The 24,541-nt window shown below is 59.3% G+C and carries 27 protein-coding genes; 12 read left to right on the forward strand and 15 right to left on the reverse strand.

Going from position 1 to position 24,541, the window contains the following annotated elements:
- Positions 1-5: 5 nt before the first annotated feature.
- From LRR79_RS07485 to LRR79_RS07495, 3 genes are all read left to right on the forward strand, one after another.
- On the forward strand, positions 6-626 hold the full coding sequence (locus tag LRR79_RS07485) for a flavin prenyltransferase UbiX (protein WP_231759737.1): 621 nt from the start codon (positions 6-8) through the stop codon (positions 624-626).
- Between the two features lie 12 nt (positions 627-638).
- Positions 639-911, forward strand: a complete 273-nt coding sequence (locus LRR79_RS07490; RefSeq protein WP_231759738.1) for a SelT/SelW/SelH family protein — start codon at positions 639-641, stop codon at positions 909-911.
- An 85-nt stretch (positions 912-996) separates the two neighbouring features.
- A complete protein-coding gene (locus LRR79_RS07495) occupies positions 997-3,615 on the forward strand; it encodes an efflux RND transporter permease subunit (RefSeq protein ID WP_231759739.1) in 2,619 nt (872 codons plus the stop codon).
- 199 nt (positions 3,616-3,814) lie between these two features.
- Here the strand turns inward: LRR79_RS07495 and yjgA are convergent, their stop codons facing one another.
- The 12 genes from yjgA to LRR79_RS07555 all read right to left on the reverse strand — a co-directional run bounded on the left by yjgA (position 3,815) and on the right by LRR79_RS07555 (position 13,497).
- Complete coding sequence (gene yjgA, locus LRR79_RS07500; protein WP_231759740.1) at positions 3,815-4,345, reverse strand: ribosome biogenesis factor YjgA; 531 nt, start codon at positions 4,343-4,345, stop codon at positions 3,815-3,817.
- A 64-nt stretch (positions 4,346-4,409) separates the two neighbouring features.
- Positions 4,410-5,753: a magnesium transporter gene (gene mgtE, locus LRR79_RS07505; protein ID WP_407665242.1), complete on the reverse strand. Its 1,344-nt coding sequence runs from the start codon at positions 5,751-5,753 to the stop codon at positions 4,410-4,412.
- Between the two features lie 185 nt (positions 5,754-5,938).
- On the reverse strand, positions 5,939-6,208 hold the full coding sequence (locus LRR79_RS07510) for an HPr family phosphocarrier protein (RefSeq protein WP_231759742.1): 270 nt from the start codon (positions 6,206-6,208) through the stop codon (positions 5,939-5,941).
- A 59-nt stretch (positions 6,209-6,267) separates the two neighbouring features.
- Positions 6,268-7,146, reverse strand: coding sequence for an RNase adapter RapZ (gene rapZ / locus LRR79_RS07515; protein ID WP_231759743.1), 879 nt, complete (start codon positions 7,144-7,146; stop codon positions 6,268-6,270).
- 115 nt (positions 7,147-7,261) lie between these two features.
- Positions 7,262-7,723, reverse strand: a complete 462-nt coding sequence (gene ptsN / locus LRR79_RS07520; protein WP_231759744.1) for a PTS IIA-like nitrogen regulatory protein PtsN — start codon at positions 7,721-7,723, stop codon at positions 7,262-7,264.
- Between the two features lie 55 nt (positions 7,724-7,778).
- A complete protein-coding gene (gene hpf / locus LRR79_RS07525) occupies positions 7,779-8,072 on the reverse strand; it encodes a ribosome hibernation-promoting factor, HPF/YfiA family (RefSeq protein ID WP_231759745.1) in 294 nt (97 codons plus the stop codon).
- A gap of 209 nt (positions 8,073-8,281) precedes the next feature.
- Positions 8,282-9,745, reverse strand: coding sequence for an RNA polymerase factor sigma-54 (locus LRR79_RS07530; protein WP_231759746.1), 1,464 nt, complete (start codon positions 9,743-9,745; stop codon positions 8,282-8,284).
- Positions 9,746-9,975: 230 nt separating this feature from the next.
- Entirely contained in the window at positions 9,976-10,701 is a 726-nt protein-coding gene (gene lptB / locus LRR79_RS07535) for an LPS export ABC transporter ATP-binding protein (protein ID WP_231759996.1), read from the reverse strand.
- Between the two features lie 97 nt (positions 10,702-10,798).
- Positions 10,799-11,332 carry a lipopolysaccharide transport periplasmic protein LptA gene (lptA, locus tag LRR79_RS07540; protein WP_231759747.1) on the reverse strand — a complete coding sequence of 178 codons (534 nt, stop codon included), beginning with the start codon at positions 11,330-11,332 and terminating at the stop codon, positions 10,799-10,801.
- A complete protein-coding gene (lptC, locus tag LRR79_RS07545; RefSeq protein WP_231759748.1) occupies positions 11,319-11,882 on the reverse strand; it encodes an LPS export ABC transporter periplasmic protein LptC in 564 nt (187 codons plus the stop codon). The genes lptA and lptC overlap by 14 nt, the downstream gene beginning before the upstream one ends.
- A 50-nt stretch (positions 11,883-11,932) precedes the next feature.
- Positions 11,933-12,481: a KdsC family phosphatase gene (locus LRR79_RS07550; RefSeq protein ID WP_231759749.1), complete on the reverse strand. Its 549-nt coding sequence runs from the start codon at positions 12,479-12,481 to the stop codon at positions 11,933-11,935.
- 44 nt (positions 12,482-12,525) lie between these two features.
- Entirely contained in the window at positions 12,526-13,497 is a 972-nt protein-coding gene (locus tag LRR79_RS07555) for a KpsF/GutQ family sugar-phosphate isomerase (RefSeq protein WP_231759750.1), read from the reverse strand.
- Between the two features lie 305 nt (positions 13,498-13,802).
- Here LRR79_RS07555 and LRR79_RS07560 point away from each other — a divergent pair, with 305 nt between their 5' ends.
- The 5 genes from LRR79_RS07560 to hisD all read left to right on the forward strand — a co-directional run bounded on the left by LRR79_RS07560 (position 13,803) and on the right by hisD (position 18,309).
- The gene (locus LRR79_RS07560; protein WP_231759751.1) at positions 13,803-14,495 is read left to right on the forward strand and encodes an MlaC/ttg2D family ABC transporter substrate-binding protein; all 693 of its coding nucleotides are present in this window, start codon (positions 13,803-13,805) and stop codon (positions 14,493-14,495) included.
- Between the two features lie 110 nt (positions 14,496-14,605).
- Positions 14,606-14,839, forward strand: coding sequence for a BolA family protein (locus LRR79_RS07565; protein WP_231759752.1), 234 nt, complete (start codon positions 14,606-14,608; stop codon positions 14,837-14,839).
- Between the two features lie 71 nt (positions 14,840-14,910).
- Positions 14,911-16,173: a UDP-N-acetylglucosamine 1-carboxyvinyltransferase gene (murA, locus tag LRR79_RS07570; RefSeq protein ID WP_231759753.1), complete on the forward strand. Its 1,263-nt coding sequence runs from the start codon at positions 14,911-14,913 to the stop codon at positions 16,171-16,173.
- A gap of 175 nt (positions 16,174-16,348) precedes the next feature.
- Positions 16,349-16,987 (forward strand): ATP phosphoribosyltransferase, encoded by a 639-nt coding sequence (hisG, locus tag LRR79_RS07575; protein ID WP_231759754.1) that lies wholly within the window; start codon positions 16,349-16,351, stop codon positions 16,985-16,987.
- A 5-nt stretch (positions 16,988-16,992) separates the two neighbouring features.
- The gene (gene hisD, locus LRR79_RS07580) at positions 16,993-18,309 is read left to right on the forward strand and encodes a histidinol dehydrogenase (protein WP_231759755.1); all 1,317 of its coding nucleotides are present in this window, start codon (positions 16,993-16,995) and stop codon (positions 18,307-18,309) included.
- Between the two features lie 55 nt (positions 18,310-18,364).
- Here the strand turns inward: hisD and LRR79_RS07585 are convergent, their stop codons facing one another.
- Both LRR79_RS07585 and LRR79_RS07590 read right to left on the reverse strand, forming a co-directional pair.
- Positions 18,365-18,859, reverse strand: coding sequence for a nuclear transport factor 2 family protein (locus LRR79_RS07585; RefSeq protein WP_231759756.1), 495 nt, complete (start codon positions 18,857-18,859; stop codon positions 18,365-18,367).
- A gap of 124 nt (positions 18,860-18,983) precedes the next feature.
- A complete protein-coding gene (locus LRR79_RS07590) occupies positions 18,984-20,150 on the reverse strand; it encodes a S1C family serine protease (RefSeq protein WP_231759757.1) in 1,167 nt (388 codons plus the stop codon).
- A 170-nt stretch (positions 20,151-20,320) separates the two neighbouring features.
- Here LRR79_RS07590 and sat point away from each other — a divergent pair, with 170 nt between their 5' ends.
- The gene (sat, locus tag LRR79_RS07595) at positions 20,321-21,511 is read left to right on the forward strand and encodes a sulfate adenylyltransferase (protein ID WP_231759758.1); all 1,191 of its coding nucleotides are present in this window, start codon (positions 20,321-20,323) and stop codon (positions 21,509-21,511) included.
- Positions 21,512-21,627: 116 nt separating this feature from the next.
- Here sat and LRR79_RS07600 read toward each other — a convergent pair whose 3' ends face one another.
- Positions 21,628-22,098, reverse strand: coding sequence for a YhcB family protein (locus LRR79_RS07600; protein ID WP_231759759.1), 471 nt, complete (start codon positions 22,096-22,098; stop codon positions 21,628-21,630).
- A 221-nt stretch (positions 22,099-22,319) separates the two neighbouring features.
- Between LRR79_RS07600 and zapE the strand changes: the two genes are divergently transcribed.
- The 3 genes from zapE (at position 22,320) to rpsI (ending at position 24,440) form a co-directional block, all read left to right on the forward strand.
- Positions 22,320-23,468 (forward strand): cell division protein ZapE, encoded by a 1,149-nt coding sequence (gene zapE, locus LRR79_RS07605; RefSeq protein ID WP_231759760.1) that lies wholly within the window; start codon positions 22,320-22,322, stop codon positions 23,466-23,468.
- A gap of 136 nt (positions 23,469-23,604) precedes the next feature.
- Positions 23,605-24,033, forward strand: a complete 429-nt coding sequence (rplM, locus tag LRR79_RS07610; protein ID WP_010132512.1) for a 50S ribosomal protein L13 — start codon at positions 23,605-23,607, stop codon at positions 24,031-24,033.
- 14 nt (positions 24,034-24,047) lie between these two features.
- Positions 24,048-24,440 (forward strand): 30S ribosomal protein S9, encoded by a 393-nt coding sequence (rpsI, locus tag LRR79_RS07615; protein WP_043317418.1) that lies wholly within the window; start codon positions 24,048-24,050, stop codon positions 24,438-24,440.
- The last annotated feature ends 101 nt before the right edge of the window (positions 24,441-24,541 follow it).

Genomic DNA, 24,541 nt, shown 5'->3' on the forward strand with positions numbered 1-24,541 from the left:
CCTCATTGGCTGAGTCCACTTTTCCCAAAACAGTAACCCTGGCAATCACCGGCGCGTCCGGCGCCCAGTACGGCCTGCGCCTGTTGCAATGCCTGCTGGCGGCGCGGGTGCGGGTGTGGCTGCTGCTGTCCGATGCCGCGCGCATCGTGATCGATACCGAAACCGACGTTTCCCTGCCGGAAGACGAGGGCCGCACGGAAGATTTTCTGCGTGCACTGTATGCGGCAGAAGCGGGGCAGTTAACCCTGTTCGGCAAGCGCGACTGGTTTTCCCCGGTAGCGTCCGGCACCGGCGCCGCCAGCAGTTTGGTGATTTGCCCGGCCAGCGGCGGCACCCTGTCTGCCATCGCCACGGGCGCGTCCAACAATCTGATTGAACGCGCAGCGGATGTGGCCCTGAAAGAGCGCCGGCAGTTGATCCTGGTGCCGCGGGAAGCGCCGTATTCGCAGATCCATCTGGAAAACATGCTGAAGCTCACCCGCATGGGAGCGGTCATTCTGCCGGCCAGCCCGGGTTTTTATCAGAAGCCGCAAACCGTGGAGGATCTGGTGGACTTTGTGGTCGCCAGAATCCTGAGTCAGTTACACATCGAACAAACTCTGTTACCCCCCTGGGGAAACTGCTGAGAGTCCCGAGTTATGGACAAGACCATCACCATCCATTACTGCGTGCAGTGCAACTGGATGCTGCGCGCCACCTGGATGACCCAGGAGCTGCTGTATACCTTCGCCGAAGATCTGGATCAGGTGGCTCTGAAACCGGGCAGTGGGGGTGTGTTCGAAATTCACGTGGGGGATCGGTTGATCTGGGAACGTAAACGGGACGGGGGTTTTCCCGGGCCAAAAGAACTGAAACAGAAAGTGCGGGACGTCCTGTTTCCCGAGCGCGACCTCGGGCACGTGGACAAGTAAACGGGATTTACGAAATGTCGGCAGTGCGAAACGGAATCAAAGGCCGCGCGCTGCCTGATTTCTATCAGAACAAAGCGAATTGATTATGCTGTTGGGCTTGAAGACCTGGTACGAAAAGCTGGTTCTCGGACATCCGAAAATGGTGCTGGCTCTGGTGGCGCTGCTCACCATTGCCGCGGCAGCCGGGCTGCCGAATTTCAAATTGGATGCATCGGCAGATTCCCTGACCCTGGAAACCGACGATTCACTGGATTTTTTTCGCGAGATTTCCGAGCGCTACAACTCCGGCGATTTTCTCGTGGTGACCTATCGCTACAAGCAGGGCGACCTGTTCAGCGATGACTCTCTGGCAACCATGCGCCGCCTGCAGGACGAGCTGGCGATGGTCGATGGCGTTACCGGGGTGCAGTCGATCCTCAATGTGCCACTGCTGTACAGTCCCAAGCTATCCATTACCGAAGTGGCTGGCGGAATCCGCACACTGTCGAGCCCCGGTGTCGACAAGAGCCTGGCCCGCCAGGAATTTCTCGAAAGCCCTATCTACAAAGAGCTGATTCTGAGCCCCGATGGCGAGACCACCGCCTTGATGCTCAACCTGACGCTGGATAAGGAAGGGCTCGACCTGGTGCGTGAGCGCGATGCGCTGCGTCGCCTGCGCAACGAGCAGGGGTTAAACACGGAACAGGCAAGCCGCCTGCAAGCGGTGAGTGCGGAATACCTGAAACACCGTACTGCGCAGGAAACTGCCGCACGGGAGCGCGTCGACGAGGTGCGCCAGATCCTCACACATTACGAAGAGAATGCCGAGTTGTTCCTCGGCGGCCTCACCATGATCACCTCGGATATGATCGCGTTTATCCAGAGTGACCTGATGGTGTTCGGCGCCGGTATTCTGATCTTTATCGTGGTCACCCTGCTGCTGATTTTCCGCCAGCCGCGCTGGGTACTGCTGCCGCTGATAACCTGTGTGACCACTGCCGTAATGATGCTGGGGCTGTTGTCCTGGCTCGACTGGCGTATGACCGTCATCTCTGCCAACTTCGTCGCGCTGTTGCTGATCATTACCCTCGCCATCACCATCCATCTGGCGGTGCGCTATCGCGAATATTTTTCCCAGTACCCGCAGTGGGATCGATTGCAATTGGCCTCCGCCACCGTGGCTTTTATGGCCAAACCCTGTCTGTACACCGGTCTCACCACCATGGTTGCCTTTATCTCCCTGGTGGTCAGCGGCATCCGCCCGGTGATCGATTTCGGCTGGATGATGACCATCGGTGTCACCATGGCACTGGTGCTGTCGTTCCTGATCATTCCTGCCAGCCTGATGCTGCTGAAAAAGCGCGATAGCGGTCAGGGGGCCGACAACTCCCACGCATTCACCCAGGTGTTTTCCCGCTTTGCGGAGAACCACAGAGGTATCGTGCTCGGCGTCGCGGTACTCGCCGCCATCATCAGTGCTGTGGGTATCTCCCGCCTGAAAGTGGAAAACCGTTTTATTGACTATTTCGATGATTCCACCGAGATTCATCAGGGTATGCTGGTCATCGACCAACGCCTCGGCGGCACCATCAATCTGGATGTGATTCTCAACAAACCGGAAGAAACCGCCCCGGCGTTTGATGGCGAAGAAGACCCCTTCGGTACCGACTTTGGCGGCGACGAGACTGTGGGCGAGGTAGCGGGGGAGGAAGCCGACCCATTTGCCGCCGAAGACCCCTTCGCGGCGGACGACCCCTTTGCATCGGGCGATGGCGCAAGCCAGGCCCCGGACGCCTACTGGTTTACCGTTGCCGGCCTCAATCAGATCGAGCAGCTGCACGACTTTCTTGAAGCTCAGCCGGAAATCGGCAAGGTGCAGTCCCTCGCCACCCTCTACAAAGTGGCCCAAGACCTGAACGACGGCGGCCTCAACGACTTCGAACTGGCCGTTGCCCGCCAGAGCCTGCCGGACGAAATCAATCAGGTACTGATTAACCCCTACTGGTCGCCGCAAGCGCAGCAGGCGCGTATTACCATGCGCGTCATGGAGACAGATCCTAATCTGCGCCGGGATGAGCTGATCCAGCGTATCTACACCTACGTGCAGGATGAAATGGGCATCGCCCCGGAGAACATTCGCCAGACCGGTATGCTGGTACTGTACAACAACATGCTGCAGAGCCTGTTCAAGTCCCAGATTCTCACCCTGGGCGCCGTCTTCGCCGGCATCCTGCTGATGTTCCTGGTGCTGTTCCGCTCGCTCTCCATCGCGATCATCGCCCTGGTGCCCAATATGCTCGCCGCCTGTGTGGTCCTCGGTGGCATGGGCCTGGCAAATATCCCGCTGGACATGATGACCATCACCATCGCCGCCATCACCGTCGGCATCGGCGTCGACCACGCCATCCACTACCTGTACCGGTTCCGCGAAGAATTCGCCAAAGACGGCGACTACATCGCCACCATGCACCGCAGCCACGCCACCATTGGCCGCGCCATGTTTTACACCGCCATAACGATTATCGCCGGCTTCTCGATATTGGCACTGTCCAAATTCGTGCCCTCGATTTACTTCGGATTGCTGACCGCACTGGCCATGTCGGCAGCCCTGCTGGGCTCACTGACACTGCTGCCGTTGCTGCTGGTATTGTTCAAGCCGCTGAAGAATCCAGCGGAGGGGAGTGAGCCGGGAAAGCCGCTAACGGCTGAAACCTGCCCGGGTTGAAGTCGGGAATTGCTTAACTACCTCAGAGTTTAAAATCGAAGGCAAGACGCTGGGGATGGGGTTTCAAATGCGGCGGCGACAGGGACGTCGCCGACGCAGCTTACAGGGATGTATTTACAGCGGTTTTGAAAACCCATCCCCAGTGGCTTGCTGCCACAGGAGTTTCCAAGTGCTTTCGGAGTGAGGGCCGAAGTCCCGTTCAGTCCGCCTGCATAAAAAAGTCCCGCAAGTAGCGAAACAGTTTTCGCTGGTTGGTCGGGGCTTTTTTATTGGCGATCTCTTTATTGGACTCGCGAATCAGCGTGCGCAACTGCTGGATATCCACACCCGGGTGCGCATCAAAAAACGCACTCTGGCCTTCCTTACCCTCCGTCAGCAAACGCGCCCGCCACTCCTCCGCCATCCGATCAAAGCGCAAATGCTGGTGATCCTGTTCCTTGTGCTTCTCCAGCACCGCCTCAATCGCCTCCACATCCGCCTTGCGCATCAGCTTGCCGATGTACTGCAACTGGCGTCGCCGTGCCTCCCGCGACTTGATCCGATGGAAGGTCGCAATCCCCTCCTCAAGGGTCGCATCCATCGGCACCTCCGCCAACTTCGCCGCATTCAGCTCCGTCAAACGCTTACCGAGCGCCTGCAGCGCATGCATCTCCTCCTTGATCTGAGTTTTGCTTTTCGGCAAATCCTCATCAAACTCATCATAGGGATTACTGTCATCAGAATTGTGCATAGGAAATCTCGAGATCTGAACTCAATCAATAATCGCAGCGGCCGCTGGATCGGGTGCCCGATGATCAGGCAAAAAATATGGTCGCCAGTCCAAGGAATGACATAAAACCCACCACGTCCGTCACTGTCGTCAGCGCCACACCGCCAGCCAGTGCCGGATCGATACGCATGGCCCGCAACGCCACCGGCAGAATCGCCCCCGCCAGCGCCGCGGTAATCAGGTTAATCACCATCGCCGCAATGATAATCCAGGCAATCCGCGGATCCCCGAACCAGAGCGCCGCAATGGCTCCCATCACCGCCGACCACAGCATCGCATTCAGAGCGCCGCTGCCCAGCTCCCGCGACAACAGCCAGCGCAGATTACTGCGGCCCACCTGGCCCAACGCCATACCGCGAATCACCACCGTAAGCGTCTGGCTGCCGGCAACACCGCCCATACTGGCCACGATCGGCATCAGGACCGCCAATGCCACCACCTTATCAATGGTCCCCTGAAACAGATTGATGACCCAGGAAGCGAGCAGTGCCGTAAGCAGATTGATGCCCAGCCAGATAGCCCGGCGCGGTGCGGTTCGCCGGACCGTGGCAAAAGTGTCCTCTTCCTCATCGAGCCCCGCCAGACTCATCAGCGAGTGGTCCGCGTCCTCGCGAATCACATCCACCACATCATCAATGGTAATGCGCCCCAGCAGATGGCGTTTGTCATCGACCACCGGGGCGGTAATCCAGTCATACTTGGCAAAAAGGCGCGCTACTTCATCGTCCGGCATATCCGCGGGAATGGGTTCGATGTCGGTCACCATAATCTCCCGTACCGTCACCGAGGGATCTGTCGTCAGCAGCTTGGTCAGCGGCAGCAGGCCGATAAAGCGGTCCTTACGGTTGACTACAAAAATGTTATCGGTGGATTCCGGCAGCTGCTCGTGGCGGCGCAGGTAGCGCAGCACCACATCCAGGTGCAGATTCGGCCGCACCGACACGATCTCCGTGTCCATCAGGCCACCGGCAGTCTCCTCATCGTAAGAGAGGACGCTCTCCACCCGCTGGCGATCGCGCTCGCTCATTGCCGAGAGCACTTCTGCCATTACCCGGTCTGGTAACTGCTGCAGAATGTCGGCCACATCGTCCGCGTCCAGCCCCTCCATCACCGCCACCATTTCCTCGGTGTCCATGGTGGAGAGAATCTGGCTCTGAACCTCGTCGGGCAGCTCCTGCAGTACTTCGCCTTCAACCTCGCGGTCGATCAGCTTCCACAGTACCTGGCGAATTCGCGGTGGTGAGCTCTCCAGTAACTGCGCGATACTCGGCGGAGAGAGGGAGGCCAGCATGCGCTGGACTTCACGCCCGGTGCCGCTATCCAGCGCGGCGTACAGCTCACCGAGCTGGTTCTGGGCGCGGAAATTGATATCGGCGTTCGCGGGCTTGGGCACAGAGGTTCCTGACGTTGGGTGGTTTGATGGGCGGTGTGATGAGAGGTGTCACAGGTGCCGGCATTATAGTGCGAAACCGGTGAATGGCAGCCTGTTTGCCCTTCCGGTTGGGGCTGGCATTGCGTAAACGCGGTGTTCCAGCGCTGTTACGGATTCACCGGTTACTCACCCTCGCCGAAGCGGTCGTTGATCAGCGCGCAAATGGCCTCGTGCGCGGCCTCTTCATCGCGCCCTGTTACTTCCAGCTCCAGCTCCACGCCTTTACCGGCGGCGAGTAGCATCAGCGCCATGACACTCTTGCCGTCTACCGCCTTACCCTGGCAGTGGACTTTTACATCGGACGAATAGCGGGCGCAGGTCTGAGCGAGTTTGCTCGCGGCACGGGCGTGCAGTCCGAGTTTGTTGATGATGGTAATGCGGGTTTTCGGCATGCTGGGTAATCTTCGATTTGTTTTTTTAGCTTGCGCTCGGGATTGCGCAGCCGCACGGCTCAGGGGCGGCTCTTTTCCTGTTCCCGGTGGCGAACCTGAATGTTTTCAAAGGTGTTGGCGAAGTGTTTGGCCAGTTGTTCCACCATATACACCGAGCGATGCCGGCCACCGGTGCAACCGATGGACACCGAGGTGTAACTGCGATTGCTCTGCTGGTAGCTGGGCAGCCAGCGCTCCAGGAACGCGGTGATGTCCCGCTGCATATCTTCCGTTTGCTGGTGGGAGCGCAGGAAATCCGCTACCTCGGGGTCCTTTCCGGTTTTCTCCCGCAGTTCCGCCACCCAGTAAGGACTGGGCAGGCAGCGCAGGTCAAATACCAGGTCGGCGTCAACGGGCACTCCGTGCTTGAAACCGAAAGACTGGAACAGCACCGCCATACCCGGGGAGTCCTTGCCGACCACCCGGGTTTTAATCTGATCGCGCAACTGGTGCAGGCTCAGACTGCTGGTATCGATCACCAGGTCGGCCATGGCCGCAAGGGGGGCGAGGACCTCCTTCTCCCGGTTGAGGGCTTCCAGCAGGTGAGTGCGGCTGTCGCTCAGGGGATGCTTGCGGCGGGTCTCACTGAAGCGCTGAACCAGTACCGGCGAGCGTGCGTCGAGATACACCACGTCGCACTCGATCCCGCTTTCGCGCAGGTCATTGATGACCTGGGGAGCCTGGCGCACATCCTGCCAGAGGTTGCGGGCATCAATGCCGAGGGCCAGCTGGGTATCTTCACCGGGTTCCGGGGGTGTCTGCTCTCTGACCCGGCGAACCAGCTCCGGTAGCAGGCTGGCGGGCAGGTTGTCGATACAGTTGAATCCGACGTCTTCCAGCAACTGCAGGGCAGAACTCTTGCCCGAGCCGGAACGGCCGCTGATGATGACCAATCGCATTACACTCGCGCTCCTTGCAGGTTGAGCAGGCTCTGTTTATTCGTCCGGCCAGTATAAATCAGTCACCCCCGTAAGCGGGGATGAAATACGCGCCATTGAGCGTTAGCTCAAAAAATCAGGCCGCGGCGGCGCTGTTTATGGCCAGCGCGTAGAGTTCATCGCTGCTGGTTGCGTCGCGCAGTTTTTCGCGCACGCGGCTGTCGCTGAACAGGGCGGCAATCTCCGCCAGAGTATCCAGGTGCTCCTGTTCGGAGTCCTCGGGTACCAGCAGGGCAAACAGCAGATCCACCGGCTGGCGGTCGATTGCGTCGAAATCCACGGCAGGGGAGGTGGTGCAGAGAACACCGATGGGTTTTTCACAGCCAGGTAGCCGGCAGTGGGGAATGGCGACACCTTCACCGATCCCCGTCGATCCCAGGCGCTCCCGGGCTACCAGCTGGTTGAATACCGTGTCCGTATCCAGGTCGGGGTATTGTTCCGAGATCGCCTGGGCGATATTGAGCAACAGCTTCTTCTTGCTACTCCCCGCCAGATGGCAAAGGCTCAGGCGGGGAGAGAGTAATGCTTCCAATGTCATAACGTACAGATGATCTAGCGGTGCGAATCAGCCGTTGACTCGTGTTGGTTTGAGTCTAGCGGTGACCGCGTAACTTCTCTTTGTGTTTCAGCAGCTGCCGGTCGAGCTTGTCCGTGAGCGAATCGATCGCCGCGTACATATCTTCAGACTCTGAATCGGCAAAAATATCCTTGTTGCCGTTTACGTGCACACGGGCTTCGGCTTTTCGCATCAGGTTGTCGACGGACAGGATAACCTGCGTTGTGGTGATCAGGTCATTGTGGCGGGAGAGCTTGTCCAGTTTGGTCAGGCAGTAATCGCGAATGGCCGGGGTAACGTCTACATGGTGGCCACTGATATTGATCTGCATGGATTTCTCCTCATCGGGTACAACACAATCTGGCCGCACCCCCGCACAGGGCGGCAACCCTACTAGGAAGTGCGTCAGAATGGAAGGATACACTCGCCGCCTGGCTATTGGTTGCCCAGAAAATGATCGCAGCCCGGCTGCGTCGGTGTGGGGGAGGAGGAATAGGGCGAAAATTGACGGAGCGCACGCCACTTTTGTGACTCAGACTGCTAAACCAGTCGCTTGCGCTCACTGGAAGAGGGGATGCCCATGGACTCACGGTATTTGGCGACGGTACGACGAGCGACCTTGATACCCTGGGCATCCAGCTCCTGTGTGATCTTGTTGTCAGACAGCGGCTTGCGCGGCTGCTCGCCGTCGATCAGTTTGCGGATCAGGGCGCGGATGGCTGTAGACGAGGCATCTTCGCCGGAATCGGTGCTGACGTGGCTGGAGAAAAAGTATTTGAGTTCGAACACGCCCCGTGGAGTGAGCATGTACTTCTGCGTCGTAACCCGGGAAATGGTGGACTCGTGCATACCGATGGTCTCGGCGATGTTTGCCAGTACCATGGGTTTCATGGCCTCGGGGCCCTGCTCGAAGAAGCCCTGCTGTTTTTCCACAATGCTGCTGGCCACTTTCAGAAGCGTTTCATGGCGGCTCTGCAGGCTCTTCAGAAACCAGCGCGCTTCCTGCAGATTGTCGCGCAGGTAATTGTTTTCACTGGAGTTGTCCGCCCGCTTGATCATGGCCGCATAGGCGTCGTTGATGCGCAGCTTGGGGGTGGTCTCCGGGTTGAGTTCCACTACCCAGCGGTCCTGCTTGCGGCTGACGATCACGTCGGGCACCACGTACTGGGGCTCCTCGCCCCCGAAAGCCTCGCCGGGATAGGGGGTAAGCGTCTGGATGAGACGCATGACCTCACCCAGTTGGGCTTCGCTGAGGCGTGTGCGGCGGCTGAGCTGGCGGAAGTCCCGTTTGCCCAGCAGGTCCAGATGCTGGCCCACGACGGTGACAGCCTGGACCAGCCAGGGGGTGTCTTCCGGCAGTTGCTGGAGTTGCAGCAGCAGGCTTTCACGCAGGTCCCGCGCGCCACAGCCTACGGGCTCGAGTTGCTGGATGGTTTTGAGAACCGCCATCACTTCATCAATCTCGAGCTCCATGGATTCCGCCAGCTCTTCGATGGGGGTATCCAGGGAGCCGTTGGGGGCGATGGCGTCGATCAGCGCTTCCCCGATCAACTTGTCTTCGATGGTCAGTGGGGTGAGGTTGAGCTGCCACATCAGGTGGTCCTGGAGGCTCTCGGATACCGCGTTGCGCTGCTCCAGCGCATACTCGTCCCCTTCGCTGCCGCTGTGGCTGCCACCGGAGGAATATATGTCATCCCAGCGGGTGTCTACCGGCAGGTCGTCGGGGATATCACTGTTCCAGTCACCCTCGGCGGCGGATTCGCTCTGGGCCTCTGTGGAGCGTTCTGGCGTTTCTTCCTTGCGCTCGGCGGGGGTGTTTTGATCCTGGTGCGATTCACCGGCGTGCTCGTCGAAATCGGACTCCAGCAGGGGGTTGCTGTCGAGCGCAGACTGGATTTCCTGCTGTAAATCCAGCGTCGACAGCTGCAGAAGGCGGATGGCCTGCTGCAGCTGCGGCGTCATCGTCAGCTGGGTGCCGAGTTTTAACTGGAGTGACTGCTTCATAGGGGTATGCCGGCAGAAAAATCTGGCGTGAATCCGCTACGGAGAATTTTATCTTCTCGTCGGCGGGGTAAAGCTCATTTCCTGCAGACTACCCCGGGGCGGGGCATATGACAAGGGAGCGGTTAAGCAATAAGTGTGCCGAAAAAATCGGGGTATTTGGTCACAGAGAAATTCCTGTGAATTATGTCCGCACTATTGCCAGAAACCGGGAAGTTGTTCCGCATAAAGTGTTAAATGGTGAACTCGTGTCCCAGGTAGACGTCTTTCACCTGTTGGTTCTCGGCAACGTCACGGGGGGCGCCGGAGGCGATAATATGGCCTTCGCTGACGATAAATGCGGTCTCGCAGATATCCAGGGTTTCCCGCACGTTGTGGTCGGTGATCAGCACGCCGATACCGCGGTCCTTCAGGTGGCGGATGATCTGTTTGATGTCATTGACGGAGATGGGGTCCACCCCCGCGAAGGGTTCATCGAGAAGCACGAACGCCGGGTTGGTGGCCAGGGCGCGGGCAATTTCCACGCGGCGGCGCTCGCCGCCCGACAGGGCCATGCCAAGGCTCGCGCGGATGTGGGTGATGTGGAACTCTTCCAGCAGAGCCTCCAGTTGCGCTTTGCGCTGGCTGCCACTCAGATCCTTGCGGGTCTGCAGGATGGCGAGAATGTTGTCCTGTACGGACAGGCGGCGGAATACGGAGGCTTCCTGGGGCAGGTAGCCGATACCCTTGCGCGCGCGGCCATGCATCGACAGCCCGGTAATATCTTCATTGTCGATCATGACCTGGCCGGCATCTGCCTGCACCAGTCCTGCAATCATGTAGAAGCAGGTGGTTTTACCGGCGCCATTGGGGCCGAGCAGGCCGACGACCTGTCCGCTGGACACGCTGACAGAAACATCCTGTACGACTTTGCGCTTTTTGTACTGCTTGGCGAGGTGCAGGGCCCTGAGCGTTGGCATCATTCAATTCCGGCTGGCGGGCGGCTGGGTGCCGCCTCAAAAAATCTGCTGTGCGGTGGCGGTCCGGGGGCGGGCCCGGTTTGCGCCACTACTCTGTTTACTCTTCGTTGCTTTCTGATTGCCCCTCGGGCTTCCAGATCATTTCCACGCGTTTTTTCTCGGACTGGCCGCGGGCCTTCATCTGTTCGCTGTTGAGGTCGTAGTCGATGCGTTCTGCGGAGAGGGTATTGCCGTCGCGGTCGACAAACGCTTCGCCGGTCAGCTGCAGTGCGTCACTGGCCACCAGGAACTCGATACGCGCTGCCCGCGCCTTGACGGGGGTGGTGCTCTCTTCCACCTGCTGCTGAAAGTGGGCAGGCTTGCCGGTGGCGATCACTTTGTTGATCTCGCCTTTGGTGTTGCCGTGCACTTCAACGCGGTCCGCGCGAATCTGCAGGGAGCCCTGACTGATCACCACATTGCCGCTGTAGACCGAAAGGTTCTTGCTGCGGTTGGCTTCGAGGTTGTCGGCGGAAACTTTCACCGGCTGCTGGCGATCGTCCGGCAGTGCCTGGGCCGAAAGGCCCGGCAGTGCGCAGGCCAGGGCGAGCGCCAGTGCGGGCAGTCGGCGGCGGGAATTAACGGATTTCATAGCGGCTTTCCACATCGGACAGTATTTCTACCTTGTCTTTTTTCAGATCGGCGCGCAGACCTTTGCCGGTGGTCAGGTTGGGACCATCGGCAATGGTAACAACTTTGTCGGTCTCGGCGAATTCTTCTCGCGGCCGGATCTCTATTTTGGGGGTGCGCAGGGTAGTGCCAGGCTGCGGCAGCTCCATAATCGAGACGTCGCCTTCGAGCACCACTTTCTGGCCGTTGTCGTAGGCGACGCCAGAGCGGGACTCGGTGCGCCACTTGGTGTCGTCCCCCTGGTAAAACATCATGCGGGGCTCGGTCAGGTCTGCACGGTCGCGGCGGGCAAACTGGAAGAAGGTAATGCGCTTGGCATCGACTTCGTACGCCAGGTCGCCATCGATGCTGTAGTGGCGCGTGCGCGCATCCCGGATGATCAAATCCGCTGCGCGATTGTGCTGTTGCTGGGTGGGGCGCTTGCCCAGTAACTGCTCCGGCGGGCTCTCGGTAAACCAGAGTCCGAGCGAGACAAGGGCCACCACAATCACCAGGGGAAACCAGGTGCGCATCCGATGTTTCTTCCTTTTTTCCTGTGTCAGAGCTCTGACGTGTAAAACGGTTACCGGGCTATATAGGGAGCCAGAGCGGCTCCAAAGGTTCCCTGTGCCTGCATGATGCGGTCGCAGACTTCCCGCACCGCGCCCAGCCCGCCTTCGCGTTTGGTGACAAACAGGGCGCGCTCCAGCACTGGTTGGGCGGCGTTGGGGACCGCTATGGGGCAGCCCACGCGGGTCATCAGCTGCAGGTCAGGATAGTCGTCCCCGACGTAGGCGATGTGTTCCAGGTCGTAGGCTTCCCGGGCGAACAGCTCCAGGAACGCCGTGTATTTGTCTTCGCGCCCCTGAATCAGGCGGGTGATTCCCAGGTCATGTGCGCGCTTTTCAACCAGTGCACTGCGGCGGCCGGTGATGATAGCAACCGCGACACCGGACTGTTGCAGCATTTTTATACCGTGGCCGTCCAGGGTGTGAAACGTCTTCTGTTCATTGCCCTGGTTGTCGAAATACAGGCGGCCGTCGGTCAGTACGCCGTCCACATCGAGGATCAGGTGGCGTACCTTACTCAGTTTTTCCTGAATCTGCTGATCGTTTTCGGGGGGGTGGCTCAAGAGTCTCTACCTTTTCAATCCGTTCTATCAATTCCACGATGGGCTCAGATGACCCCGGCGCGCAGGATGTCGTGCATATGCAGCAGGCCGATAGGGTGATGCTCGGGGTCTTCCACTACCAGCGCAGTAATCTTGTTGTCTTCCATGATGCGCAGGGCTTCTGCGGCCAAGGTGTGGGCGCTGACGGTCTTCGGTCGGCGGCTCATCACCTGTTCCATTGTGGCAGTGTCCATCTCCAGCTTCTGGTCGATCACCCGGCGCAGGTCGCCGTCGGTGAATACCCCCAGTAGATGGCCGCGATCATCCACCACAGTCGTCATGCCAAAGCCCTTGCTGGTCATTTCCAATAATGCCTTGGAGAGTGGTGTCTGTGGGGTCACCTGTGGGAGTTCATCACCGGCATGCATCACATCTTCCACCTTCAGCAGTAGCTGCCGGCCCAGCGCGCCGCCGGGATGGGAGAAGGCGAAATCCTCAGCGGTAAAGCCGCGCGCTTCCAGCAGGGCCACCGCCAGGGCGTCTCCCATAACCAGTGTGACCGTGGTGGAAGAGGTGGGCGCCAGGTTCAGTGGGCAGGCTTCGGTTTCCACGGCGATATCAAGGTTTACATCGGCAGACTGGGCCAGAGGAGAGTCCGGTTTTCCGGTCATGCTGATCAGCGGAATACCGAGGCGTTTGAGTAGCGGCAGTAGTGTCAGCACCTCGGCGGATGTGCCTGAGTTTGAGATGGCGATCACCAGGTCCTGGCGCGTGATCATGCCCAGATCGCCGTGGCTGGCCTCACCGGGGTGCACGAAGAAACTCGGGGTGCCCGTGCTGGCGAGGGTGGCGGCAATTTTACGCCCGACATGGCCCGACTTACCCATGCCGGAGACGATGACGCGCCCCGGGCAGTTGAGGATCAGTTTGCAGGCACGGTGAAAGTCTTCCCCGATGCGCGGCTCCAGCGCCGCCACGGCGGCGGCTTCCATGGCGATGGTTCGGCGTCCGGCCTGGATAATCAGATCTTTACCCATGGTGTGTCTCGCTTAGGCTCCACTTGGAAAGCGCGGGTGGCTGTGGCGGACCCGCGTGCAGGGAGGATATAGGTGCTAACCTATTAATACTGGTTCAAAAAACGGCGCCTCGATGCAAAGTGACCCAGTGCCGCTTGTCCGGAGGGCCGCCATGGTATAGTTTGCCGCCGCTATTGTCAGCTGTGGAGCTCGGGTGACGTGAGCTTTGTCGGTTCCGCCACTGCCAGCATGATTTTTTCGGCGTCCCACGACACTTTTTGACACTGTGGGTATCCAAGGGACGAATTGCCAATGGGAGATAATCTGTGAGCGCACTCACTTCTCGTTTCACCTCTACCTCTAACAGTACCGCAAGCGTTTCCGGTACTGCAGGCGCGCGCGTCGCGCGTAAATTCGCTTTGTGGATATCTGCCGCCGCCCTGTGCATCCTGGCGCCCATGGTCTCTGCGGCACAAAACCCCTACGCCATGATCGAGGGGGTTTCCGGACAGTTGCTCAATGTCATCCGGACCGAGGGCAAAAACCTGAACGCCAATCCGCAGCGGTACTATTCTGCGGTCGACCGGGTGCTGGAACCGGTGGTGGACTTCGATTTTATCGCGCGCGGCGTCATGGGCTCCTATGCCAAGAAGGCGACCCCGGCCCAGCGCGCCAAATTTGCCAGTACTTTCCGTCGTGATCTGGTGGCAACCTTCGCCCGGGGGGTTGCGACTTTTGGCAATCTGGATGTCAAGGTTATCAATCCGGGGTCTACCCCCAGTGGAAACCGCGTCAATGTTTTGCAGGAGGTGCGCAGCAAGGAAGGCTTGACCAAAGTCTCCTACACTCTGGTGCGCAACCGCAGCGGGCAGTGGAAGCTGATCAATGTGATCCTGAACGGGGTCAACCTGGGCAAGACTTTCCGCGGACAGTTCGCCCAAGCGATGCAGGCCAATAACGGCAATATTGACAAAGTGATTGCCGGTTGGTCTGCCGCCGACAAGGTTGCCGGTAACTGATTCGAATGTGAAATTGTGCGCCGGTGCACAGTGGCAGTATCGCGGCTGCGCACCGGTGGTGATTCCAGTACACTTGCGCGCTCTTTTTTAGCCGATAAGTAGTCCCACCTATGCAACCAGATCAGATCAAGTCCCTGATTGAAGGGCAAATTCCCGGTAGTCAGGTAGAAGTGGCGTTTGAGGGCAGTCACCTGCAGCTCACCGTGATCAGCGACGCGTTCAATGGTCTCAGCCGCCTGAAAAAACAGCAGCTGGTTTACGGCGCTCTCTCTGACAAGATTGCCGATGGCACCCTGCATGCGGTGCAGATGAAAACCCTCACCCCGGAAGAAGCGGGCCAATAACCAGGCACTTGCAACCGGGGGTTTTGCTGACCCAGTGATTTTTGCACCGTCTTTTAGGAATACCAGACCGAATGGATAAACTGATTATCGAAGGGGGCAGCCCCATTTCCGGAACCCTGAAGATTTCCGGAGCCAAGAATTCCGCGCTGCCGATTCTGGCGGCGGCGCTGTTGGCGGATGGCCCCGTGCAGATTCACAATCTGCCGCACCTCAACGATATCACCACCATGATCACCCTGCTGCGGTGCATGGGAACCGAAATCACCATCGATGAAAAACTGGGGGTAGAGATTGACCCGCGCTCGGTCAATGAACTCACCGCCCCCTATGAGTTGGTGAAAACCATGCGCGCCTCCATTCTGGTGCTGGGCCCACTGCTCGCCCGCCATGGCGTGGCTAATGTGTCTTTTCCCGGCGGTTGCGCCATCGGCAGTCGCCCGGTGGATATCCACCTCAAGGGGCTGGAGGCGATGGGCGCCGAGATCACCATTGATGAGGGCTTTATCCGTGCGCGCAGTAACGGCCGCCTGAAGGGTGCCGACATCGTGATGGAGAAAGTTACCGTCGGTGGCACCGAGAACCTGCTGATGGCGGCGGCCCTGGCAGAGGGCACAACGGTGTTGCAGAACGCCGCGCGGGAGCCGGAAATCGTCGACCTCGCCGAATTCCTGATTGCCATGGGTGCGGAGATCGAGGGCGCGGGTACCGATACTATTCGCGTACAGGGTGTTTCGCGACTGCATCCGTGTACCTTCTCGGTCATGCCTGATCGCATTGAGACCGGAACCTTCCTCGCTGCGGCCGCGGCCGCTCGCGGCAAGGTGCGTTTGACCCATACCCGGGCAGACATCCTCGATGCGGTCCTGGTGAAGTTCGAAGAGGCCGGTGCGCATCTGAGCATTGGTGATGACTGGATCGAGCTGGACATGAAGGGGAACCGCCCCAAGGCAGTGAGCTTCCGCACCGCACCCTATCCGGCGTTCCCGACGGACATGCAGTCGCAGTTTACCGCCATGAATGCGGTGGCCGAAGGCACCGGGACCGTGGTGGAGACCATTTTCGAAAACCGCCTGATCCAGGTGCACGAGCTCAATCGTATGGGCGCAAACATCGTGCTGGAAGGGAATACGGCGATTGTCACCGGCGTAGAGAAGCTGAAAGGCGCACCGGTAATGGCTTCAGACCTGCGCGCCTCTGCCAGTCTGGTGATTGCGGGCATGGTGGCCGAAGGCACCACTATGGTGGATCGCATCTACCATATTGACCGTGGCTACGAGTGTATCGAGGAAAAACTGCAGCAACTGGGGGCGAATATTCGCCGGGTACCTGGCTGACTGCCCCTGTTTTCCTTCGCTGGAGGCGGGCGTTCACCCGTTTCCTTCTAGCGCTATTCTAGAACTGTATTGGCATGGTTCGAAAAGAGCCGATAAGCTCCCGGGGGATTTGGGGCTAAGGCCCGTACATTTTGGCCCGTAGACCGCGGGCGGATATCACACAATCATAAACGCTATGCAGATCACTATTGCCCTGACCAAGGGACGAATTCTCAAGGAAACTCTGCCGTTACTGGCGGCCGCAGGCCTGCAGCCAGCGGAGGATATCGCCAAGAGCCGCAAACTGATTTTCCCCACCAACCAGGAAAATGTCCGCCTGTTGATCCTGCGAGGATCGGATGTGCCCACCTATGTGCAGCATGGCGCTGCGGATATGGGGGTGGCGGGCAAGGACAACCTGCTGGAGCACGATGACAGCAATATCTATGAGCCCCTGGACCTGAATATCGCCCGGTGCCGGCTGATGACGGCCGGGATCAAGGGGGCTCCTCTGCCCAGTGGTCGTATCAAGGTGGCCACCAAGTTCGTGCAGTCTGCCAAGCGTTACTACGCGGCCCAGGGGCGGCAGGCGGACATCATCAAGCTGTATGGGGCGATGGAGCTGGCGCCGTTAATGGACCTGGCTGACGAGATTGTCGATATCGTGGATACCGGTAATACCCTGAAAGCCAATGGTCTGGAGGCGCGGGATCAGATTGCCGATATCAGCAGCCGCCTGATCGTCAACAAGGCCTCCATGAAAATGAAGTATGGCCCGATCAGTGCGCTGATCGAGCAGTTGGCCGAGGCGGTGCGCACACGGAGCGCCGGGTAATTGCCATGAGTGAGTTTTCCGTACGCCGGCTGGATGCCGGAAATCCCGATTTTTCCTCCGATCTCGATGGGCTACTGGCGTGGGAGTCCGTGGCGGATACACAGGTTGAAGCGACGGTGGCTGGCATCCTTCAGGATGTGAAAACCCGTGGTGACGGGGCAGTGATTGAGTACACCAATCGTTATGACCGCCGCCAGCTAACGCAGGCCACAGACTTTTGCCTGCAGGCGGCAGACCTGCAGGGGGCACTGGAGCGTATTCCCGCTGACAAGCGGGCCGCGCTCGAGTCCGCAGCCGAGCGTGTGCGTGCTTATCACGAACACCAGCTGCAATCCTCCTGGCAGTACCAGGAAACCGATGGCACCGTGCTGGGCCAGCAGATTACCGCCATGGAACGTGTCGGTATCTATGTGCCCGGCGGCAAAGCCAGCTACCCTTCCTCGGTGTTGATGAACGCCATTCCCGCGCGGGTTGCCGGCGTGGAAGAAGTGTTGATGGTGGTGCCGGCACCGGACAATCAGCTCAGTGACCTGGTGTTGGCCGCCGCCGCGATTGCCGGTGTGGATAAGGTCTTTACCATTGGCGGCGCCCAGGCCGTTGCGGCATTGGCTTTCGGAACAGAGACCATTGCCCGTGTCGACAAGATCGTTGGTCCGGGCAATATTTTCGTCGCCTCGGCCAAGCGCGCTGTCTTTGGTCAGGTGGCAATCGACATGATTGCCGGACCCTCGGAAATTCTGGTTATCTGTGATGGCAAGACCGATCCGGACTGGATTGCCATGGATCTGCTCTCCCAGGCGGAGCACGATGAGCAGGCCCAGTCGATTCTACTGAGCCCGGATGCCGGATTTCTCGATGCGGTAGCCGCGTCTTTGCAAAAGCTGCTTGCCGATCTGCCGCGAGAGGCCATTGCCAGCCGCTCTATTGCCGAGCGTGGTGCCTTGATTCTGGTTCGCGATATTGCGCAGGCGATCGAGGTCTCCAACCGCATAGCGCCGGAGCACCTGGAGGTGTCTGTGGATAACCCGGAACAGTATCTCCCGCAGATCCGTCACGCCGGGGCGATCTTCCTTGGGCGTTATACCGCCGAAGCGCTGGGAGACTACTGTGCGGGGCCCAACCATGTGCTGCCCACCAGCGGTACCGCGCGCTTCTCTTCGCCCCTGGGCGTCTATGACTTCCAGAAACGCAGCTCGATTATCTATTGCTCTCCGGAAGGTGCGGATACGCTCGGGCGCGTAGCGGCCACCCTGGCCAAGGGGGAAGGGCTGGATGCCCACGCGCGCTCTGCGGAATACCGGGTGCGCAATTCCGCAGACTGATGTTCCGCCGGCCGACACCGTATGGATGGTTGTGACCGGCGGTGATTGCCGAAGGTTACTGGCTGGCGGGGGCGACCGCTGGAATTTTGGTTGCCTGCCAGGCCAGTGCCCGCCACTCCCCATTACGCTTGATGAAAGTGCCGGTGTTGAAGAACTCCATCTTGCTGGCACTGCGGTCGGCGCTGGGCTGAGGCTCGGCGATCAGGCGAAAGGCCACGATGGCGGTATCCCCCAGCAGGCGAATGTCGGTCGCCTCGGCGCGATAGTGCATCGCCGCGGAATCAGTCTGCGACTCTTCTTGTGTTGCTTTGTCGGCCGCGTTTTTTTTCATTCCCGCGAGAATCTCGGCTTTGCCAAACCGCTGACCTGATGAGCTGGTGTAAATAAGGTCGTCGGCCCAGAAGCGCTGGTGCACCTGGATATCGTCGGCGGCACCCGCCAGAAAGCGGTTGAGCAGGCGATTTAGGTTCGCGCGCTCATCGGCGAAGGTGCTGGGCTGAAACAGTGTCAGTATCACCGCTACAGTGCACCCGAGCGTTCTAGATTTCATGGTTGCTGGCTCCTCTTTTCTCCGTTCTCCCTTTCCCTTTTCCCTTCGCCATTCTCATTCACCGGTTTCGCTAGCCGGGTTTGGATATTCGGGTCTGGGCACCAGGTCAGCGGTGCGGAACGGATCAACCGCCGTTCTGCGGCTGGCCGTCTTCTGCCTGAGGTCTCTCCGAGACGGTTGCCTGGGTGGCCAGGGTTTCACCGTCGCGGATATAGGTGATGGTTACCACTTCACCGGGGCGCAGAGTGGCCATCGCGGCGTTGCCGTGCTTGCCATCATTGATGGGGGTGGCGTTGATATGGGTGATCACGTCCCCGGGCTGCAGTCCCGCCTGGTGCGCGGGACCACTTTTGTAGATTGCGGTAATGATCACACCGTTGGTGGATGCCAGGTTGAAAGCGCGCGCCAGCAGCGGGTTGAGGTTTTCCGCTTCCACGCCCAGCCAGCCGGGAACCACCCGGCCAAACTCGATCAGATCCTGCATGACTTTGAGGGCGATGGTGGCGGGAATCGCGAAGCTGATGCCGCCGCTGGTGCCTGTCTGGTTCAAGCCGGTCTGGTTCAGTACCGACGTGGTGTTGATGCCGAGCAACCGTCCGCGGGAGTCCACCAGGGCGCCGCCGGAGTTGCCGGGGTTGATGGCCGCATCGGTCTGCAGAAAGTTCTGCAGGTAGCCGCCTACGCCGGTATTGCCCACGTCTCTGCCGGTTGCGCTGATAATGCCCTGGGTGACGGTTTGCCCGACCCCGAACGGGTTGCCGATGGCCAGTACCACATCCCCGACCTGGGCTCTATCCGGGTCGCCCACCTCGATCGCGGTCAGGTTGGGGAGGTCAATTTTCAGGACCGCCAGGTCAAAGTCTGCATCGGATCCCACCAGCTGTGCGCGCGCCTCGCGACCATCCGCCAGTACCACGGCAATCTGTTCCGCTCCGGAAATGACGTGATAGTTGGTCAGTACGTAGCCGGAGTCGTCAACGATAACCCCGGAGCCCAGGTTCTGCTGCATGCGCTCCCGTTGCAGCGGGGTCATCTTGTTCAGGTAGTAGGGAAACAGGGGGTGGCTGGCCAGCGGGTGATTGCGCAGCGCCCGCTTGCTGAACACGTTGACTACCGCAGGGCCGGCCAGGTTGACTGCGCTGGCATAGGATTCTGGGGCGGAGATGGCTTGCGGGGTGTCGGTTCCCGTGCTTTCGCGCAGGTGGGGGAAGAAAAAAAGTAGCGCTGCGGCCATCGCCAGGCCGATCGCGGCGGGAATGGCCCAGTCTTGCAGAAATCGTTGTAATGACACCTGAGGCTCCTTGGTTTGGGGCCATTATACGTCTTTCGGTTCTGGTGTCCTCACCAGATGATCTAACCCCGGTCACGCCCGGCGCTTGGTGTGTGAGGGGTTATCCGTATAATGTGGCGCTCAAAATTTTCCTCAGAACCCTCTTTCACAGAACTACCGCAGGAGTGTCTATGTCCCTGGTTCGTCCACACGGCAGTGTCGAGCTGCAGCCCCGCTTTGTTTACGACAGTGAGCGCCACCACCAGCTGGCTCATGAAGCGGAATCCCTGCCATCCATCGTGGTGAGCTCCGCAGCAGCGGCCAATGCGGTAATGCTGGGTGCCGGCTACTTCAATCCGCTGCATGGCTACATGAACCTGGCGGACACGCTGAGTGTGGCGGAAAGCCTGCGTACCGTTGATGGGCTGTTCTGGCCGGTGCCGGTGGTGAATATGGTGGAAGATACTTCTGCTATCGCCGGTGCCAAGCGTATTGCCCTGCGCGACCCCAATGTCGAGGGGAACCCGGTACTCGCCGTAATGGACGTGGATGCCATCGAGACCGTTTCCGACGAGCAGGTGAATACCATCGCCGAGCATGTATTCGGTACTCTGGATGACGCGCACCCGGGCGTGGCGACCTTCAAGGCTGCCGGCCGCCAGCTGATTTCCGGCTCCATCGAAGTGCTGAACTTCAGCTATTTCCAGGCGGACTTCCCGGATACCTTCCGCACCGCGGTGGAGATCCGCAATGAATTTGTGGAGCACGGCTGGAGCAAGGTCGTGGCTTTCCAGACCCGCAACCCCATGCACCGTGCCCACGAAGAGCTGTGCAAGATGGCGCTGGAAGCCGTGGACGCCGATGGTGTACTTATCCACATGCTGCTGGGCAAGCTGAAGCCCGGTGATATCCCCGCGCACGTGCGCGATGCCTCCATCCGCAAGATGGTGGAAGAATACTTCCCGAAAAACACCGTAATGGTGACCGGCTACGGCTTCGACATGCTCTACGCCGGCCCGCGCGAAGCGGTGCTGCATGCAGTGTTCCGTCAGAACTGTGGCTGTAGTCACCTGATCGTCGGCCGTGACCACGCCGGTGTTGGCGACTACTACGGTGCCTTCGATGCGCAGACCATTTTTGATGAGAAGGTACCGGAAGGTGCGCTGGAAATTCAGATCTTCCGCGCGGACCACACCGCTTACTCCAAGAAGCTGAATCGCGTGGTGATGATGCGCGATGTGCCGGATCACACCAAGGATGATTTCATCCTGCTGTCTGGTACCAAGGTGCGCGAGATGCTGGGTAACGGTATTGCACCGCCTCCGGAATTTTCCCGTCCGGAAGTGGCCCAGATCCTCATGGACTACTACCAGAGTCTGTGATCAGGCGGTAAGGGCGGGCTGGATACATCTCCGGCTTGCCACCGTAAGGCATTTGCCACAAAAAAAGGCGGGGTGATAGTCCCGCCTTTTTTTGTGCCTGCCCGTGGCAGAGGGAATCAGCGGTTAACCGCGGTTTCCGAGGTTGGTGCGGGGGCAGGGGCTTGCGCTTCTTTCTCCAGTCCAAATTCTTCGGACAGAGTACCTTTGGCACCGGGCTCCTTGGGTGCCCAGTCGCGGGGAGGCAGTACGCTCAGGTTTTCATCGTTGTCGCTCAGCTGGCCGCTTCCGGCTTCCAGCATCTGGCGGCCGATGTCCTGGCTGGACAGTCGCATGGCGCTGTTGGCCAGATATTCGTGTACTTCCCGGTAGCTTTGGGTGAGGTTGTTCACCAGCTGGGATGTCTGGTCAAAGTGCTCGTTGACCTCCTGCTGGAAGTCTTCGAGTTTGCTGTTGGCTTCTTTCAGCCGCAGCTCCAGTTCCTGGGTGCGGTCAGTGCTCTGGCGGCTGCGGGTGGCCAGGAAAGCAAGCAGGGCACCTAGGGCCAGGCCGACGACGCCGACCAGAATTAAAACCGAAGTTGAGTGCACGATACATTCTCCTCAAAGTAAAAGTGGCACCAGCCCATCCGTGGTGGTGAGCCTATTATACGCGATTCCAGCCCGGACGTTGCCCCCGGTCGGTTGCAAGGCTCACCGGATTTGTGCCAAGGCGTGATGGATTTGGTAAAGTGCGCGCCAATCGGCCTCCGCTCGAGCGCCAAATCCCGCCCGGCACTGTCGCCACCACTTTAATGAACGGTTTCTATTAGATGGTCACGGATCAGCACCAGACTGGCTCAGTTTCGACATCCACGCCCCTGTCACCCATGCAGCGTTACGAGCGGGATCTGCAGCGTCCGGATTTTGTGGAGGATCCGGCGCAGCGCGCGGCGGTGGAGGCCTTGCAGGATCTGTACGAGCGACTGCTGGCTGCGCAGGGTGCGGGCGGCTTGCTCGGCGGCCTGCGCCGCCTGTGGAAAAAAACGGATACGCCGGAGAAAGGGCTGTATTTCTGGGGTGGGGTCGGACGCGGCAAAACCTACCTGATGGATGCCTTTTACGAGGCGCTGCCGTTCGAGCGCAAGCAGCGCACGCATTTCCACCGTTTTATGCGCGATGTACATCGCCAGCTGAAAAAACTGGCGGGTGAGAAAAACCCCCTGGAAAAGGTGGCCGACCGTATCGCCGGGCGCGCCCGGGTGCTCTGTTTTGACGAGTTTTTCGTATCGGATATTACCGACGCGATGATTCTCGCCAACCTGCTGGAGGCCCTGTTCCAGCGCGGGGTCACCCTAGTGGCTACCTCGAACATCATTCCCGAGGGTCTATATAAGGATGGGTTGCAGCGCGCCCGTTTCCTGCCCGCCATTGACCTGCTGCTGGCCCATACCAAAGTGGTGAACGTGGATAACGGGATTGATTACCGGCTGCGCGTGCTGGAAATGGCGGAGCTTTACCACTACCCGTTGGACGCAGAGGCGGACGCCAGTCTGGAACGTTCGTTTAATAGCCTGATGGTGGAAGGGGCCGAAGTGCGCGAGCAGGTTGCCCTGGATATCGAGGGGCGCCCGATTGTCGCGACCAGAGTCGCCGACGACGTAGCCTGGTTCGAATTCTCCGAGCTCTGCGACGGCCCCCGGTCCCAGAACGACTACATAGAGCTGGCGCGGGAGTTTCATACGGTACTGTTGGCCAATGTGCCGCGCTTTGACGAGCGCAGCGAGAGTCAGGCGAGGCGCTTCATCAATCTGATCGACGAGTTCTATGACCGTTGCGTCAACCTGGTGATCTCCGCCGAGGAACCGGTAGAGTCCCTGTACGGCGGTCGCCATCTGCGCTTTGAGTTCGAGCGCACCGTGAGCCGGTTGCAGGAGATGCAGTCGCGGGAGTATCTGGCGCGGCAGCACCGGGTGGATTGATGGTCGAATGAGCGGAACGGGTTGTTCACAAGTTGCTCAACTTTCTGCTTGAAAAGCCCAGGGCGCTTATGTAGTATTCGCGCTCTTTTCGTGGGACGGCCCCCATTTCGGGAGCCATATACAGGTGTTTTATAACATGAAGACTTACAGTGCCAAGCCGGAAGCGGTCACTCGCGACTGGTACATTGTTGACGCTGCGGACAAGACTCTCGGCCGTATTTCCGCCGAGATTGCTCACCGCCTGCGCGGCAAGCACAAGCCTGAATATACGCCCCACGTGGACACCGGTGACTACATCGTAGTAATCAACGCCGAAAAGGTCCGCGTGACCGGCAATAAGGCCAAAGACAAGATCTACCACAGCCACTCCGGCTACCCCGGTGGTCTTAAATCCATCAGCTTTGAGAAGCTGATCGACAAGGCGCCTGAGCGCACCATCCAAAGCGCTGTGAAAGGCATGCTTCCCAAAGGCCCGCTGGGTCGCGCCATGTTCAAGAAATTGAAGGTGTACAAGGGTAGCGAACATCCTCATGCGGCCCAGCAGCCGATTGAACTGTCGATCTAAACGGAATCATTCTCATGGCAACTACTCAATACTACGGTACCGGCCGCCGCAAGACCTCTACCGCTCGCGTATTCATCGCGCAGGGTGAAGGTAAAATCAGCGTTAACGGTCGTTCCCTGGACGAATACTTCGGCCGCGAAGTGGCGCGCATGATCGTGCGTCAGCCGCTGGAAATGGTCGACATGGTCGAGAAATTCGACATCAACGTCACTGTGAAGGGCGGTGGTTCCTTCGGTCAGGCGGGTGCGATCCGTCACGGTCTGACCCGCGCTTTGATGCAGTACGACGAGTCTCTGCGTCAGCCGCTGCGTGCAGCAGGTTACGTTACGCGCGACGCTCGTGCTGTTGAGCGTAAGAAAGTCGGTCTGCGCAAAGCGCGTAAGAAGCCGCAATTCTCCAAGCGTTAAGCGAGAATTACTTTTTCTGGCCCGGCAACTGCCGGGCTTTTTTTTGCCTGTGTCCCTGGTTGGGTGCAGGTGCGCGTTTTGTGATCTGTTTAAAATCCCGC

It is taken from the genome of Microbulbifer elongatus, from assembly GCF_021165935.1.
In the GTDB taxonomy this organism is placed as follows: domain Bacteria; phylum Pseudomonadota; class Gammaproteobacteria; order Pseudomonadales; family Cellvibrionaceae; genus Microbulbifer; species Microbulbifer elongatus.

Coding starts and splice junctions, on each gene's coding strand:
- yjgA (WP_231759740.1), bottom strand. CDS start 4,345: ATGCACAATTCTGATGACAGTAATCCCTATGATGAGTTTGATGAGGAT.
- hisG (WP_231759754.1), top strand. CDS start 16,349: ATGCAGATCACTATTGCCCTGACCAAGGGACGAATTCTCAAGGAAACT.
- LRR79_RS07490 (WP_231759738.1), top strand. CDS start 639: ATGGACAAGACCATCACCATCCATTACTGCGTGCAGTGCAACTGGATG.
- murA (WP_231759753.1), top strand. CDS start 14,911: ATGGATAAACTGATTATCGAAGGGGGCAGCCCCATTTCCGGAACCCTG.
- LRR79_RS07565 (WP_231759752.1), top strand. CDS start 14,606: ATGCAACCAGATCAGATCAAGTCCCTGATTGAAGGGCAAATTCCCGGT.
- LRR79_RS07510 (WP_231759742.1), bottom strand. CDS start 6,208: ATGCCGAAAACCCGCATTACCATCATCAACAAACTCGGACTGCACGCC.
- lptA (WP_231759747.1), bottom strand. CDS start 11,332: ATGAAATCCGTTAATTCCCGCCGCCGACTGCCCGCACTGGCGCTCGCC.
- LRR79_RS07555 (WP_231759750.1), bottom strand. CDS start 13,497: ATGGGTAAAGATCTGATTATCCAGGCCGGACGCCGAACCATCGCCATG.
- sat (WP_231759758.1), top strand. CDS start 20,321: ATGTCCCTGGTTCGTCCACACGGCAGTGTCGAGCTGCAGCCCCGCTTT.
- LRR79_RS07530 (WP_231759746.1), bottom strand. CDS start 9,745: ATGAAGCAGTCACTCCAGTTAAAACTCGGCACCCAGCTGACGATGACG.
- rpsI (WP_043317418.1), top strand. CDS start 24,048: ATGGCAACTACTCAATACTACGGTACCGGCCGCCGCAAGACCTCTACC.
- rapZ (WP_231759743.1), bottom strand. CDS start 7,146: ATGCGATTGGTCATCATCAGCGGCCGTTCCGGCTCGGGCAAGAGTTCT.
- lptC (WP_231759748.1), bottom strand. CDS start 11,882: ATGCGCACCTGGTTTCCCCTGGTGATTGTGGTGGCCCTTGTCTCGCTC.
- lptB (WP_231759996.1), bottom strand. CDS start 10,701: ATGCCAACGCTCAGGGCCCTGCACCTCGCCAAGCAGTACAAAAAGCGC.
- LRR79_RS07585 (WP_231759756.1), bottom strand. CDS start 18,859: ATGAAATCTAGAACGCTCGGGTGCACTGTAGCGGTGATACTGACACTG.
- hisD (WP_231759755.1), top strand. CDS start 16,993: ATGAGTGAGTTTTCCGTACGCCGGCTGGATGCCGGAAATCCCGATTTT.
- rplM (WP_010132512.1), top strand. CDS start 23,605: ATGAAGACTTACAGTGCCAAGCCGGAAGCGGTCACTCGCGACTGGTAC.
- hpf (WP_231759745.1), bottom strand. CDS start 8,072: ATGCAGATCAATATCAGTGGCCACCATGTAGACGTTACCCCGGCCATT.
- ptsN (WP_231759744.1), bottom strand. CDS start 7,723: ATGACATTGGAAGCATTACTCTCTCCCCGCCTGAGCCTTTGCCATCTG.
- zapE (WP_231759760.1), top strand. CDS start 22,320: ATGGTCACGGATCAGCACCAGACTGGCTCAGTTTCGACATCCACGCCC.
- LRR79_RS07495 (WP_231759739.1), top strand. CDS start 997: ATGCTGTTGGGCTTGAAGACCTGGTACGAAAAGCTGGTTCTCGGACAT.